The 14,733-nt window shown below is 61.5% G+C and carries 11 protein-coding genes; 6 read left to right on the top strand and 5 right to left on the bottom strand.

The window, feature by feature from the left end; genetic code table 11:
• Positions 1 to 176: 176 nt before the first annotated feature.
• The 4 genes from NTD89_RS14820 to NTD89_RS14805 form a co-directional block, all read right to left on the bottom strand.
• Positions 177 to 1,847, bottom strand: a complete 1,671-nt coding sequence (locus tag NTD89_RS14820; protein WP_262208393.1) for a bifunctional protein-serine/threonine kinase/phosphatase — start codon at positions 1,845 to 1,847, stop codon at positions 177 to 179.
• A complete protein-coding gene (locus tag NTD89_RS14815) occupies positions 1,847 to 3,058 on the bottom strand; it encodes a nitrate/nitrite transporter (protein ID WP_262208392.1) in 1,212 nt (403 codons plus the stop codon). Before NTD89_RS14815 ends, NTD89_RS14820 begins: the two co-directional genes overlap by 1 nt.
• Positions 3,059 to 3,269: 211 nt before the next feature.
• The gene (locus NTD89_RS14810) at positions 3,270 to 3,845 is read right to left on the bottom strand and encodes an ANTAR domain-containing response regulator (RefSeq protein ID WP_262208390.1); all 576 of its coding nucleotides are present in this window, start codon (positions 3,843 to 3,845) and stop codon (positions 3,270 to 3,272) included.
• Positions 3,846 to 3,858: 13 nt separating this feature from the next.
• Positions 3,859 to 5,085: a CmpA/NrtA family ABC transporter substrate-binding protein gene (locus tag NTD89_RS14805; protein WP_262208389.1), complete on the bottom strand. Its 1,227-nt coding sequence runs from the start codon at positions 5,083 to 5,085 to the stop codon at positions 3,859 to 3,861.
• 259 nt (positions 5,086 to 5,344) lie between these two features.
• Between NTD89_RS14805 and sctC the strand changes: the two genes are divergently transcribed.
• The 4 genes from sctC to NTD89_RS14785 all read left to right on the top strand — a co-directional run bounded on the left by sctC (position 5,345) and on the right by NTD89_RS14785 (position 8,986).
• Positions 5,345 to 6,823 (top strand): type III secretion system outer membrane ring subunit SctC, encoded by a 1,479-nt coding sequence (gene sctC / locus NTD89_RS14800; protein ID WP_262208388.1) that lies wholly within the window; start codon positions 5,345 to 5,347, stop codon positions 6,821 to 6,823.
• 201 nt (positions 6,824 to 7,024) lie between these two features.
• Positions 7,025 to 7,426 (top strand): winged helix-turn-helix domain-containing protein, encoded by a 402-nt coding sequence (locus tag NTD89_RS14795; protein WP_106576312.1) that lies wholly within the window; start codon positions 7,025 to 7,027, stop codon positions 7,424 to 7,426.
• A complete protein-coding gene (locus NTD89_RS14790; protein ID WP_145159113.1) occupies positions 7,419 to 7,874 on the top strand; it encodes a transglycosylase SLT domain-containing protein in 456 nt (151 codons plus the stop codon). Before NTD89_RS14795 ends, NTD89_RS14790 begins: the two co-directional genes overlap by 8 nt.
• A gap of 86 nt (positions 7,875 to 7,960) precedes the next feature.
• Positions 7,961 to 8,986, top strand: coding sequence for a quinone-dependent dihydroorotate dehydrogenase (locus tag NTD89_RS14785; RefSeq protein WP_262208385.1), 1,026 nt, complete (start codon positions 7,961 to 7,963; stop codon positions 8,984 to 8,986).
• Between the two features lie 184 nt (positions 8,987 to 9,170).
• On the opposite strand, the gene rmf is transcribed toward NTD89_RS14785, so the two are convergent.
• Positions 9,171 to 9,386 carry a ribosome modulation factor gene (gene rmf, locus NTD89_RS14780; protein ID WP_002553055.1) on the bottom strand — a complete coding sequence of 72 codons (216 nt, stop codon included), beginning with the start codon at positions 9,384 to 9,386 and terminating at the stop codon, positions 9,171 to 9,173.
• Between the two features lie 532 nt (positions 9,387 to 9,918).
• Here rmf and rlmKL point away from each other — a divergent pair.
• Together rlmKL and NTD89_RS14770 are read left to right on the top strand one after the other, a co-directional pair.
• Positions 9,919 to 12,183, top strand: a complete 2,265-nt coding sequence (gene rlmKL / locus NTD89_RS14775; protein WP_145159108.1) for a bifunctional 23S rRNA (guanine(2069)-N(7))-methyltransferase RlmK/23S rRNA (guanine(2445)-N(2))-methyltransferase RlmL — start codon at positions 9,919 to 9,921, stop codon at positions 12,181 to 12,183.
• 149 nt (positions 12,184 to 12,332) lie between these two features.
• Positions 12,333 to 14,717, top strand: a complete 2,385-nt coding sequence (locus NTD89_RS14770) for a diguanylate cyclase (protein ID WP_242195877.1) — start codon at positions 12,333 to 12,335, stop codon at positions 14,715 to 14,717.
• Positions 14,718 to 14,733: the final 16 nt, after the last annotated feature.

Here is a 14,733-nt window from a genome sequence, read left to right as displayed (position 1 = left end):
TGATCTAGCGAGGACGCCTTTGTCCTGGTCCCGTTCTCTCGGGAAGCTCGCCCCTTCGACGTTGAAGGGACGGCTGTATGTGTGTTGTTGGGGAAGCTAATGCAGTGGCTGTGCCAAGTTGGCCAGCTTGCGGGTTTATTGGGGCTTTGAGTCAACGCTGCCTGGAAATTTGCCCTCTAGCGGTGCAACAGCCAGTACAGCAGCACCAGATTGATCAGCAGCGACATGGCGGCGAGGCTTTGCCAGACCTTGAGCGGTTCGCGCTCCAGCAAGGGCCGTGGTCGCACGCTCAATTCACGGCGGTCGGCCTGCTCCAGCACCAGCAGCCATTCTTCGGCGGTTTCATAACGTTGCGCGGGTGAAGCCGCCACGGCGCGTTCCAGGCTCAGTGGCAACCAGTCAGGCAGGTCGGGACGATAGCGGCTGGCGCTGACGGGCTGGGCGAAACGCGGCCGTTGGAAAGCTTCGATTTCGCCGTAGGGATAATGCCCGGTCAGCAGGTAATACAAGGTAACGCCGACACTGTATAAATCCTGTTGCGGCGTAGGCGGCTCGCCGCTGAACGCCTCGGGTGCGATAAAACTTGGCGTGCCGGGCAGCAAATGAGCGCGGTCTTCGGAGAGCCCCGGGCAATAGGCCAGGCCAAAATCCAGCACGCGCAGTTCGCCATCGTCACCCAGCAGCAGGTTTTCCGGCTTGATATCGCGGTGCAGGATTTGTCGCCGGTGCAGCAGGCCCATCGCCCGCAGCAACCGCTCGGCGATGGACTGCCACTGCGCCAAGGGCAATGGACCCTGGTGCCGGAACAGTTCGGCAAGGGTTTGCCCCGGGTATTCGCGCATCACGTAGTACAGATGCTGTCGCCCACTGGCCGCGTGAACTTCAGGAAACGCGCGCCCGGCAACCCGGCGCAAAAACCACTCTTCAGATAGCAACGCTTGGCCGGCATCGCTGTCATCGTCGCGGTTGAGCGGCAAGGTTTTCAACAGCCAGGGTTGCTGCTGGGCATCACGTACCCGGTACAGCAACGACTGTCGGCTCTGCGCCAGCAGGCTTTCAACCTGCCAGCCTTCAAAGCGTTGCCCAGGTTTGAGCGAAGGGGGCAGCGGCCATTGCTGCAACTGCACCAGCGCATCGCCCAGGGTGGCGGCACCGAGCTGGTCGATGCGCACCAGCAAGGCGCTGGCATTGTCCTGGCTGGCGGCCAGGTGCGCGGCGTTGACCAGCGTTCTGACCGCCACATCGAGGTCAGTTTGCTCGCGCAGGATCGCACTGATGCTGTGCTCACCCAAGGCGGCCCACACGCCATCGCTGAGCAATAAAAAGCATTCGCCTGCGCGCAGTTCACCGTCGAGAAAATCCAGCACCAGGTGTTGGTCCAGGCCGAGCGCGCGCTTGAGCACGTGCTGCATGCCCGGTTGTTCCCACACATGGTCTTCGCTGATGCGCTGCAACTCGCCGTCCAGCCAGCGATACACCCGGCAATCGCCGACATGCGCGAGGGTGAAACGTTGGCCGCGAAACACCAGCGCACTCAAGGTGGTCAGCAGTGGCTGGCCGCCGCCGTTGGCCTGCAACCAGCGATTCTGCGCCAGCAACAGACGCTCGAGCGCCTGGGCCACGCCCCAGGTTTGCGGCGTGGCGTAGTAGTCCAGCGCCAGCGCCTGCAAGGTCGAGCGCGCCGCCAGGCCGCCGTCGGCGCATTGGCTGACGCCATCGGCGATGGCGCACAGGTAACCTTTACTCGCTGCCAGTTCCGCCACGGGTGTGACGACGCGCAGGGCGTCCTGGTTTTCGGCCCGAGGGCCAGTGGCGCTGGCTTGCGCGACACTCAGTTGCAAGCCCATCAGACGCGTGCGGCGGTCACGGCGGCCGAACCCCAGGTGGTTCTCCAGCGACGTTTAACCCCGTGCAGCCCGAACCAGGCCAGCACGCCGAGGCTGGCGAACAGCCACAGGGCCATTTGATAAGTGCCGGTGCTTTGCTTGATCGCGCCCATGCCTGCCGCGAGGGCGAAGCCGCCGATGCCGCCGGCCATGCCGATCAGGCCGGTCATCACGCCGATCTCGCGGCGAAAACGCTGGGGCACCAGTTGAAACACCGCGCCATTACCTGCGCCGAGGCCGAGCATGGTGCAGACGAAAAGTGCCAACGCAGCGTAAGAACTTGGCAGGTTGAAACCCACCGCCGCGATGCAGATTGCCGCCACGCTGTACATGCCGAGCAGGGTGCGAATCCCGCCGAAACGGTCCGCCAGGGCGCCACCCAACGGGCGCATCAGGCTGCCGCCAAACACACAGGCGGCGGTGTAGTAGCCGGCGGTCACCGGGCTCAAGCCGTATTGGTCGTTAAAGTAGCCGGGCAGGGCGCTGGCCAGGCCGATAAAGCCGCCGAACGTCACGCTGTAAAAGAACATGAACCACCAGCTGTCGCGGTCGCCCAGGGCTTTAAAGTAGTCGGCCATGGATTTGGCTTTCGGGCGTTCCGGGGCATTGCGCGCCAGCCAGGCGAAGACGACCAGCGTGATGACCAATGGAATCAGCGCGAAGCCGAACACATTGCTCCAGCCAAACGCGGCGGCGAGTACCGGTGCCAGCAACGCGGCAAACACGGTGCCGGAGTTGCCGGCACCGGCGATGCCCATGGCCTTGCCCTGGTGTTCCGCGGGATACCACTGAGAGGCCAACGGCAGGGCGACCGCAAACGACGCGCCCGCCATGCCCAGGAACACGCCCAGCAGCAGGGCCTGCTCGTAACTGTGGATGCCCAGTTGCCAGGCACCGAACAGTGCGGCAATCACAATGACCTGGCCGATCAGCCCGGCGGTTTTAGGCGACAGTTTGTCGGCCAGCATGCCCATCAGAAAACGCAGCACCGCGCCGGCCAGGATCGGCGTGGCCACTACCAGCCCGCGCTGTTGGGTGGTCAAGTGCAGGTCGGCGGCAATCTGCACCGCCAGCGGGCCCAGCAGGTACCAGACCATGAAACTCAGGTCGAAATACAGGAACGCGGCAAACAGGGTCGGGGTGTGCCCGGATTTCCAGAAGCTTGATTTCATCACGCACCTCAACGGTTGGGGTCTTGTAAGAAGGCCGAGTGATGGGGCCGCTGGCTAAAAGCCGCCCCATCGGCCCCAGGCGCTGGGGCCAAAACGAAAAAACGCCGCCATCGGGTTCGCGAGGGCAAACCGGATGGGCGACGTCTTTGTCGTAGAAGGGGCAACCGCCGTTGGTTACCTGTGGTGAATGCTTAGCAAGAGCTGCGCCAGATCAGCCAAGCAACTCGCTCATGGCGATAATCTGCTCCGCCACCTGGATCAGTTTCTGTTGGCGGCTCATGGCTTGGCGGCGCATCAGCGTGTAGGCCTCTTCTTCGTTGCAGTGCTTCATTTTCATCAGCATGCCTTTGGCCAGCTCGATGCGTTTACGCTCGGCCAGTTGCTGGTCGCGCGCCTGGAGCTGGGCGCGCAAGGCCTGGTCGTTTTCAAAGCGGGCCATGGCCACGTCCAGGATCGGCTGCAGGCGCTGGGCCTGAATGCCTTCGACGATATAAGCGCTGACCCCGGATTTGATGGCCTGGCGCATTACGTTCGGGTCGTGTTCGTCGGTAAACATCACGATCGGCCGCGGCTGATCGCGGCTGACCAGTACCACCTGCTCCATTACATCTCGGCCAGGTGACTCGGTATCGATCAGGATCACGTCCGGGCGCACCGTTTCGACGCGCGCGGGCAGGTCGATGGTCAGGCCGGACTCATCGATCACCTCGAACCCGGCTTCGATCAATGCGGCCTTGAGGCGCCCGACCTTGCGCGGCGTATCGTTGATCAACAGGATGCGTAACATAAAGGTCGTCCTGTCAGCGCTGCGCTTGGTGGCTGGGGTGGTCTGCCATGGCGTGCAGTCGGAAGCTGCGCGCGTAGGCGGCGGGGTCGGAGCCGTCCCAGATTTTGCCGTCGATCAGCTGGCTGCTGCGCATGTCCGCTGCGTTTGCGTTGACGCCCACGGCGGCAGCGGCCTGACGGTATAAAGCCAATTGCTGCACGCCGCGGGCCACGCCCAGGTAGTCCGGATCTTCGCGCAGCAAGCCCCAGCGCCGAAACTGGGTCATGAACCACATACCGTCGCAAAGGTACGGCAGGTTTACTTCGCCATCGCCGAAAAACCGCAGGGCATGTGGGTCTTGCCACTGGTGACCGAGGCCGTCGTCATAAGCACCCAGCAGGCGTGGTTCGATGCAGTCGAGCGGCGCATCGAGGTAGTCGCGAGCACTGAGTAATTGTGCGGTGGAGCGGCGGTTTTCCTGGCTTTGCTCGATAAAGCGGCTGGCCTCGAGAATCGCCATCACCAGGACGCGAGCGGTGTTCGGGTATTGATCGACAAACGCCTGGGTGCAACCTAGAACCTTTTCCGGATGATTCGGCCAGATCGCCTGGGTGGTCGCCAGGGTGAACCCCTGGTTTTGCTTGACCGCGCTGGCACACCAGGGCTCGCCGACACAAAACCCGTCGATGCGCCCGGCTTGCAGGTGCGCGACCATCTGCGGCGGCGGTACTACCACGCTGTCGACGTCGTGCAACGGATGAATGCCTTGGCTCGCCAGCCAGTAATACAGCCACATGGCGTGAGTGCCTGTGGGAAATGTCTGTGCAAAGGTCAGTTTTGTGCGGCTTTGGTGCACGTGGCGGTCCAGTGCTTCAGGAGTGATCACCCCTTGCTGTTGCAGGCCGCGGGACAGGTTGATGCTCTGGCCGTTCTGGTTGAGCCCCATCAGGACGGCCATGTCGGTCGGCGCTACGCCGCCGATGCCCAGGTGCACGGCATAGATCAACCCATAGAGGCTATGGGCGGCGTCCAGTTCGCCGCTGACCAGTTTGTCGCGCAGGTTGGCCCAGGACGATTGGCGCTTGAGGTTCAGCGTCAGGCCGTAGGGTTGGGCGAAACCCTGAGTGGCGGCGACCACCAGCGAGGCGCAATCGGTCAGCGCCATGAAGCCCAGGTCGAGGCTGCTCTTTTCCGGGGCGTCACTGCCGTTCACCCAGGCCAGCGGATGGTTCACCGGGCTGTTGCCGACCGAATCGTTCATCAACACTCACCTTTGCTCAAAAAAAAGCGTCGTAACCCTTGAGGGTTGCGCGGGTGGCAGCGCAAGCCATTGCAGGGAAACGACGCCATTGTCCGTAAGCCTGCTCCGACGTTGGTGCAGGCTTTGATACATAGCCCTTAGCAAGGCACATGCCACGGGGCTTCAAGCGCAGTCCGCCGTCAGCTTTCCATCAAGATTGAAACTCAGCTGCCTTCCAGTATGGCCGCCTCTTTGCGCCAGACGGCGAGGAACATCCACGGTGTCTATCTATTCCCCAACTATGCGCAGTTACCGCAGGTTATGCCGCTGGCTGCTGTGCGGTGCACTGCTGTTGGCAAACGCGTGCGCTTTGGGGGATAGCTATCAGGCGCGGGATGAAAGCCTGCATACCTTTTTTACCGCGCTGTCGGTGCCCTTGGGCTTGCCTGTCGTTGTCAGCCGCGAGGTGGCGCGTAAAACCATCACCGGGCAATTCGACCTTGGGGCGGCGCAGCACACGCTGGAAACCGTCGCCGAGCAGCAAGGCCTGATCTGGTACAGCGACGGGCAAGTGCTTTACCTGTATGACGCCGGGGAGGCAAAAAGCTCGGCGGTAGCGCTGCGGCATATCTCGGTCGACAGGCTGCGCGGGTTCATGCGCCGTTCCGGGCTCGATGAGTCGCGTTTTCCCCTGAGGGAAAGCGGCGGGCGGACGTTCTATGTGTCCGGGCCACCTAACTATGTCGACCAGGTATTGCACCTGGCTCAACTGATGGACAAGCAGCGCACCGAGGTACGCGTCGGCACGCAAACCTTCGGTGTGGTGCAGGTGTTCAACACGCACGTGGCGGATCGCACGTATTCGATGGGCGACGACCAGGTCAACGTTCCGGGTATGGCCTCGATGATCGAAAGCGTGCTGGCCAGCGAGCAAAAGAAGGACACGCAACGACCCCCGGGTTTGCTGGCCGACAAGAGCCTGGTGGTGATGGCTTATCCGGATTCAAACAGCCTGTTGATCAAGGGCAAACCTGCTCAGGTGAAGGTGCTTGAGGAGCTGGTGGCGGAGCTCGACAAGCCCAAGCGGCCGATTGAGGTGTCGCTGTGGCAAGTGGAGGTGGAGCGCAGTGAATTCGTCAGGATGGGCGCAGCCTGGGCTCAGGAAACCGAGACCGGGGCTTTCGTGACGCGCGTACTGGAACCTTTGGAAGACAACCGCTTGATGGCACAGCTCGGTGTGCTGGAGCGCCGGCGCAAGGCCAAAGTCGTCGCGTTTCCCGTAATCCTTACCCAGGAAAACGTGCCTGCGGTTTTCCAGGATAACCATACGTTTTACCTGCCACGGCCCGGCGACGATAAGGGTGATTGGCAGCCCGTGCGGTATGGCATTGAAGCCAGTGTGCTCCCGCGCTTCGCCGGAGCGCATCAGATCGAGATGCTGGTGAACCTCGAGGATGGCCGTCAGATGGACGGCACATTCAAGCCCGGCTCGGCAGGAGCGGTGGGGCGAATGGCCGTCAGCTCTGTGGTGCGCGTACCTCAAGGCAGACGCTTGTGGCTGGGTAGTTTTCACCGTGAGGGCGAGGCGACCCGCCGTGGTCGACGCGCGCAGGTACGGCTCTTTGTGATCCAGGCGCGGGCGGTCGGCAGTGAGCCGCGGATGTTGGCCGGTGCTGTCGGCCCGCCGCCGCTGACCCCGAGCCAATATGAGCGTGTACAGCGTGCGTTTGTGCGCGAACGCCGTGAAGTCCTTGAGTGACACAACCCGTTGGTCAGAGCCCTGAAAGCTTTGTGGTCGGCGACTACGAAAAGTCCTACGTGGCGCCCGCCGAAAGCCTCGATGACATGGGTTTTTTCCTAACGTTGTTCGCGGCTCGGGTTTTTATAGTGGTGATGTTGGCGTATCGGCCGTTTCTGGAAACAAGGAATTCAATGTCAGTAGTCGGGTGCAGAGGTGTGCATGACCCTCGTGAATGATGGGCTGACGGCTGCCTGGGTGTTTGCCGGGTGGACCTTGCAGGGCGATGGCCGATTGATCGGCGAAGGCGCGGATATTCAGTTGCCGCCCAAGGAGTGGCATGTACTGCGGCTGCTGTTGGCGTCTGACGGAGCATTGATGACCAAGGATCGTCTGCTTGAGTTGGTCTGGCCCCGAGGGGAGGTTGCAGAGGAATCGCTGACGCGCTGTATCTACGCATTGCGTAAGCAGCTGAAGAAGGACAAGGGCTTTATCAAGACAATTTACGGCAGGGGGTATCGCTTTACCTGTGCCGTGAAAGCCGAGCAGCGCGCCATTCTCCAGACGGGGCCAGGGCGTGTGCAACGCATCTGCTCGGCTTGTGGGCAGGTGACTCATGATTAATCGATTGGGCAAAGCGTTGGTGTTGAGCCTGTTGATGGGCAGCCATCAGGCCTGGGCCAATTGCTGGGAAGAGGTGGCTAGCCGCTATGACCTCGAACCTGAGCTTTTACAGGCCATCGCCGCTGTGGAATCGGGTTACCGCGCGCACGCCGTGAACGCGCTCAACAGCGATGGCTCCCGGGATATTGGCCTGATGCAGATCAACAGCATGCACTTGCCTCGCCTGGCCAAGCAGGGCATTACCGAGGAGCGGTTGTTGAGTGAGCCCTGTTTGTCGGTCGAGGTGGGCGCCTCGATACTTGCCGGGTTTATCCAGCGTTTCGGTTACAACTGGACAGCCGTGGGCTCCTACAACGCCGGCGCGGCACCTGAGCGTGAAGCGTTGCGTTTGCGCTACGCAGAAAAAATATGGGCGCGGTATGAGGCGTTGGTAGCACAACGTCATTGACGATTGGACGGCGCACCTCGCACCTTGCGCGCCACCCCGGCTATAATCGGCGCCACCTTTCGCCGCCATCCGAGTCTAGCCCGCCCATGTATACCCTGGCCCGCCAGCTTTTGTTCAAACTCTCTCCGGAAACCTCCCACGATCTGTCCCTGGACCTGATCGGTGCCGGTGGTCGTCTGGGGCTCAATGGCCTGGTATGCAAGGCACCGGCAAAAATGCCGGTATCGGTGATGGGACTCGACTTCCCCAACCCGGTCGGGCTGGCTGCCGGCCTCGACAAGAACGGCGCGGCCATCGACGGGTTTGCGCAATTGGGTTTCGGTTTTGTCGAAATCGGCACCGTGACGCCGCGCCCGCAACCGGGCAACCCAAAACCACGGATCTTTCGCCTGCCGGAAGCCGAGGCGATCATCAATCGCATGGGCTTTAACAACCTGGGCGTTGATCATCTGCTTTCACGGGTTCAAGCCGCGAAATACAAGGGCATCCTCGGCATCAATATCGGCAAGAACTTCGACACGCCCGTAGAGCGCGCCGTCGATGATTACCTGATTTGCCTGGACAAGGTCTACGCCCACGCCAGCTACGTCACCGTCAACGTCAGCTCGCCGAATACGCCGGGTCTGCGTAGCCTGCAGTTCGGTGATTCTCTCAAGCAACTGCTCGAAGCCTTGCGTCAGCGCCAGGAAGACCTGGCCATACGTCATGGCAAACGTGTGCCGTTGGCCATCAAGATTGCGCCAGACATGAGCGATGAAGAAACCGTGCTGGTCGCTCAGGCGCTGGTGGATTCGGGCATGGATGCGGTGATCGCCACCAACACCACCCTCAGCCGTGTGGGTGTCGAAGGGCTGGCGCATGGTGATGAAGCGGGTGGGCTGTCGGGCGCACCGGTGCGCGACAAGAGCACTCACATCGTCAAGGTGCTGGCGGCTGAGTTGGCCGGGCGCTTGCCGATCATCGCCGTGGGCGGCATCACCGAAGGCAAGCACGCGGCCGAGAAGATCGCCGCCGGTGCAAGCCTGGTGCAGCTGTACTCAGGTTTTATCTATAAAGGACCGTCGCTGATTCGCGAGTCGGTGGATGCGATAGCGGCCTTGCCAAAAAGGTAGGCGCCCGGCTTGTTGGCGATGGCAGGCTAAAAATACACCTGTGAGTGTGTAGTCCGCATCGCCACCGACCCAATAAAAAGGGCTCCCTAAAGGAGCCCCTGGGCCGAAGCCCGCCGCCCTGATGGGGCGTGCGTGGTTAAGTCGTTACATATTCAAGGTGGTGTGTCGGATTAAGTGCCCTGTGTTAGCCGACGGCGTGAAGTTCGTTGAGTCTGTGGATTCCCGCAGTGCCAGTCATACCGTCCCAGTTGTCGCCGCGTCCTTCTCGCCAGCCGTTGATCCAGGCTTGGCGTACCGACGGTAGAGTAAATGGGCAAAGCTCACGGGATTTGCCATGAACGCCATATTGATATCCGCGTAAAAATGCTCTTTCCAACGGATCACGCTTAAGTCTTCTCATAGGGTGTTTCCCTCACTTGTTGACTGTCTTGATATCCTTCGGCCTCGTCTGAGGCCGGGCAGAGTTTTTCTGCCGTTGGTGGGCTCGCTGCCGGCGTGGCGAGCCGATGTGTCGGCGTCGTTACGGCGCCAACCTGTGTTGAGTTCTAACCAATAGGTCACATGGATTCAATGATCGTTTTGTCATAAGCACGTAACGATAACGATGCTATAGCCATAAGCTGGGATGGCTTTTCGCCCCTTTTATTGGGCAAAGCCAGCTATGATGTGCCCTGCATAGAGGATGGGTTTAATCCTTTAGTAAGAATGTCCGCCCGTTGCAGTCGGTTATTATTCGACGAAGGGTCGGAATATTTCTTTTTGTTGCAATCAATTATTTCTCTGCCCCGGAAATTCTGGCCCAAAGGCCCGGCAGCCGGGGTGGGACGGCACATTCGTGCCACGCGAGCACTCTTCAAGAAAAGTGCTTGATTAAAAACCGAGCCGGCGATGCGTCGCCTGTTCATTTATTGCTGAAAAGCCTGGAATGCCCCATGTCGGACCGTTTTGAACTCTTCCTCACTTGCCCCAAGGGCCTCGAAGGCCTGCTGATCGAGGAAGCCGTCGGGCTTGGCCTTGAGGACGCACGCGAGCACACCTCGGCCGTGCGCGGCATGGCCGACATGGAAACCGCCTACCGCCTGTGCCTCTGGTCGCGCCTGGCCAACCGCGTATTGCTGGTGCTCAAGCGCTTCCCGATGAAGGACGCTGAAGACCTATACCATGGCGTGCTGGACATCGAATGGGCTGACCACATGGTTCCGGATGGCACCCTGGCGGTGGAATTCAGCGGCCACGGTTCGGGCATCGACAACACCCACTTCGGCGCGCTGAAGGTCAAGGATGCGATCGTCGACAAGCTGCGCACCCCGACCGGCGAACGCCCCTCCATCGACAAGATCAACCCGGACCTGCGTATTCACCTGCGCCTGGACCGCGGCGAAGCAATCCTGTCGCTCGACTTGTCCGGCCACAGCCTGCACCAGCGCGGTTACCGCCTGCAGCAGGGCGCGGCACCGTTGAAGGAAAACCTGGCGGCGGCGATTTTGATTCGCGCCGGCTGGCCGCGCATTGCGGCCGAAGGCGGCGCGCTGACCGACCCGATGTGTGGCGTGGGTACTTTCCTGGTCGAAGGCGCAATGATCGCCGCCGACATGGCCCCCAACCTCAATCGCGAACTGTGGGGCTTCACCACCTGGCTCGGCCACGTTCCGGCGCTGTGGAAAAAGCTGCACACCGAAGCGACCGAGCGGGCTGCCATCGGCATGAACAAGCCGCCGTTGTGGGTGCGAGGCTACGAAGCCGACCCACGCTTGATTCAACCCGCGCGCAATAACATCGAGCGCGCTGGCCTGAGCCACTGGATCAAGGTGTACCAGGGCGAAGTCGGCACCTTCGAGCCGCGTCCGGACCAGAATCAAAAAGGTTTGGTTATCTGCAACCCGCCGTACGGCGAGCGTCTGGGTGACGAAGCCAGCCTTTTGTACCTCTACCAGAACCTTGGCGAGCGTCTGCGTCAGGCGTGCATGGGTTGGGAAGCGGCGGTGTTCACCGGCGCGCCGGACCTGGGCAAGCGCATGGGCATTCGCAGCCACAAACAGTATTCGTTCTGGAACGGCGCCTTGCCGTGCAAACTGCTGCTGATCAAAGTCAACCCGGACCAGTTCGTCACCGGCGAGCGCCGCACCCCGGAGCAGCGTCAGGCCGAGCGTGAGCAGGCCGCTTACGATCAGGCCCCGACCGAGCCGCAAGAGCGCCAGTACAACAAGAACGGTAACCCGATCAAGCCAGCCCCGGCCCCGGTGGTTGAACAGGCGCGCCTGAGCGAAGGCGGGCAGATGTTCGCCAACCGTCTGCAGAAGAACCTCAAGCAGCTGGGCAAGTGGGCCAAGCGCGAAGGCGTGGATTGCTACCGTGTGTACGACGCCGACATGCCGGAATACTCCATGGCCATCGACCTCTACCACGACTGGGTGCACGTGCAGGAATACGCCGCGCCGAAATCCATCGACCCGGAAAAAGCTTCCGCACGCATGTTCGATGCGCTGGCCGCGATTCCCCAGGCGCTGAACGTCGACAAGAGCCGCGTGGTGGTCAAGCGTCGCGAGCGCCAAAGCGGCACCAAGCAGTACGAGCGCCAGAGCGCCCAGGGCAAGTTCACCGAGGTCAGCGAAGGCGGCGTGAAGCTGCTGGTCAACCTCACCGATTACCTGGACACCGGCCTGTTTCTCGACCACCGCCCGATGCGCATGCGCATCCAGAAGGAAGCGGCCGGCAAGCGCTTCCTCAACCTGTATTGCTACACCGCTACCGCCAGTGTGCACGCGGCCAAGGGCGGCGCGCGCAGCACCACCAGCGTCGACTTGTCCAAGACCTACCTGGACTGGGCACGTCGCAACTTCTCGCTCAACGGTTTTTCCGACAAAAACCGTCTGGAGCAGGGCGACGTGATGGCGTGGCTGGAAGCCAGCCGCGATGAGTTCGACTTGATCTTCATTGATCCGCCGACCTTCTCCAACTCCAAGCGCATGGAAGGCATCTTCGACGTGCAGCGTGACCACGTGCAGTTGCTCGACCTGGCCATGGCGCGCCTGGCACCGGGCGGCGTGTTGTACTTCTCGAACAACTTCCGCAAGTTCGTGCTCGAGGACAACCTCAGCGAACGCTATGCGGTCGAGGAAATCAGCGACAAGACCCTCGACCCGGATTTCGCGCGTAACGCGAAGATCCACCGGGCGTGGAAAATCACTGCGCGCTGATTGCTGCACCAAGTTGGAACAAAAAGCCGCAAGCCTGGCGTATTCCGGGTTTGCGGCTTTTTTGCGCTGGTCAAACAGTGGCCTCATGGCTATAACTGAAGCCCTAGCCAAAGTGACAGCCCCGCACGCTGGCGTTGTGAGTGTTGCCTATGCCGATGCATGCCGTACGCCCCAAAATCCTAGGCTTTATCAGTGAGCAGGCGTCGGCTTGGCTGGTGGCATTGGTGGTGTTATTGGCAGGTTGCGCGCTGACGGTAATTATTGCCTGGGCCGCCGCCGATCTGTATCAGCAACAGGTTCGCCAGCGTTTCCAGTTGCTGGTCAATGAACGCTACACCCGCCTGCAGGAGCGCCTCGAAGACCAGGAGCAACGCCTGGCCAGCCTGCAGCGCTTCTTCGTCAATTCCAGTGATGTGTCCCGTGCCGAGTTCGATGGATTTGCCCAGCCCTTGCTGTTGCGCGCCCGCGCGTATGCCTGGGCACCGCGAATTTTTCGCGATCAGCGCAAGCCGTTTGAACAGGAGATCTCGCGCCAGCGCGGCGCGCCCTTTGCTATCCGTGAACTGAATTCGTCAGGGGAGTTGGCGCCTGCCGCCGAGCGCGATGAATACGTGCCGGTGTTGTATAGCCAAACCCAAAGCCTGCTGGGCTCGCCGCTCGGTTTCGACCTGTTGGCACAGCCGCTTCGGCGCTCGGTCCTTGAGCGTGCGCAGGAAAGCGGTACGCCCGCGGTATCCCAGCCGATGCAATTGGTGGGTGTGGAACCGGCCTATGCGGCCGGGGTTTTGCTGGTGGCGCCCGTGCGCAAGCCGGCTGAGGCCGAGCCCAGCGGCTTTGTGATGGCGGTGATCAGCATGCGACAGCTGGTGGCCGACGGTTTGCCCAAGCCGAACCGCGACAACCTGGTGATGCAGATCGTCGATACCTCCGACGCCCAGCAGCGCGTGCTGTATGCCTCGAGCAATGCGGTGGGCGCCAGCGACCTCAGCGCCGCGCGCCGTTTGACCCTCGGCGACCATGTGTATGCCCTCACGTTGCGTGGCAGCCAGGTCTTCGATCAGGCCAACCACTCCTCGATGAGCACCATCCTGACCATGGGCGGGTTGCTCAGCCTGCTGCTCAGTGCCTTGTTGTATGTGGTGGTCAGCCAACGCCAGCGCGCGCTGAAACTGGTGGAACAGCGCACCGAGCAGTTGCGCCTGCGTGAACAGGAATTGCGCGGTGCGCACGGGCAATTGCGCAGCGTGCTGAATGCGGCCACGCAGGTCGCGATCATCGCCACTGACTTGCGCGGGGTGATCAACACGTTCAATGCCGGGGCCGAGCAAATGCTGGGGTACACGTCCGACCAGGTACTGGGGCGCATGACCCTGGAAAGCCTGCACCTGGCCGCTGAACTCGAAGCGCGCGCCACCCGTTTGAGCGCGGCCATGGGCAAGCGCATCCCGCCAAGCCAGGCGATGTTGGTGGAGAGCCCGGACCACCTGCACCAGGCGCGAGAGTGGACCCTGTTACGCGAAAATGGCAGCCCCTTGACGGTGAACATGCTCGGCACCGTATTGCTGGATGACCATGGCTTGTGGATCGGGCATCTGGCGATTTACCTGGATGTCACCGAACAGAAACGCGCCTACGAGGCGTTGGCGGCGCGCGATCGTTTGCTGAAAAAACTCAGTGCCCATGTGCCCGGCGGGATCTTCCAGTTCACCCTCGAGCCTCAGGGCAACGGGCGTTTCATCTATGCCAGCGATGGCATGCGCGATATCTATGAAATCGAAACCGGCGTGTTGCAACAGGACGCGGCCAAGGTCTTCGAACGCATTCATCCCCAGGACGTTGAGCGGGTCCGCCTGTCGATACGCTTGTCGGCGTTGCAGCTGAGCCACTGGCGCGAAGAATACCGCGTGCTGTTGCCACAACGCGGCCTGCGCTGGATTCGCGGCGAAGCCACGCCTGAAGAACTGCCAGGCGGCGGTACGCTGTGGCATGGCTACGTGTCGGATATTTCCGATCTCAAACGGGTGGAGGAAGAGCTGCGCGCACTCTCCATCACCGACTCGCTGACGGGCATTCATAACCGGCGTTATTTCCAGGATCGTCTCAAGGTCGAGATGCTCAGGCTCAACCGCACCAGTGGGGCGCTGTCGTTGATCATGCTGGATATCGACCACTTCAAGCGCATCAACGACCAGTACGGTCACGCGGTAGGCGATGGGGTGTTGCAGGAGGTGTGCAAGCGCATCAGTCAGCGCCTGCGGCGCACGGATGTGTTTTGCCGACTGGGCGGCGAAGAGTTCGTGGTGTTGTGCCCGCACACTGATTGCGAGCAGGCGTACAGCCTGGCGATGGAGTTGTGGCAGTCGTTGCGCAGTGCGCCGATGGAAACGGTGGGCATCGTGACCGCCAGCTTCGGTGTGGCCAGTTGGCGGATCGATGACGGCATTGACGGGCTGCTGCTGCGGGCGGACTCGGCGGTGTATAGGGCCAAGCAGGCGGGCAGGGACCGGGTGGAGGCTGAGCGAATCAGGGCTTGATTGACAGAGTTTTTCA

It is taken from the genome of Pseudomonas sp. 14P_5.3_Bac1 (genome assembly GCF_025466135.1).
Lineage (GTDB): Bacteria > Pseudomonadota > Gammaproteobacteria > Pseudomonadales > Pseudomonadaceae > Aquipseudomonas.
Note: the sequence above shows the minus strand (reverse complement) of the source record. Positions and strands in the feature narration are given on the sequence as shown.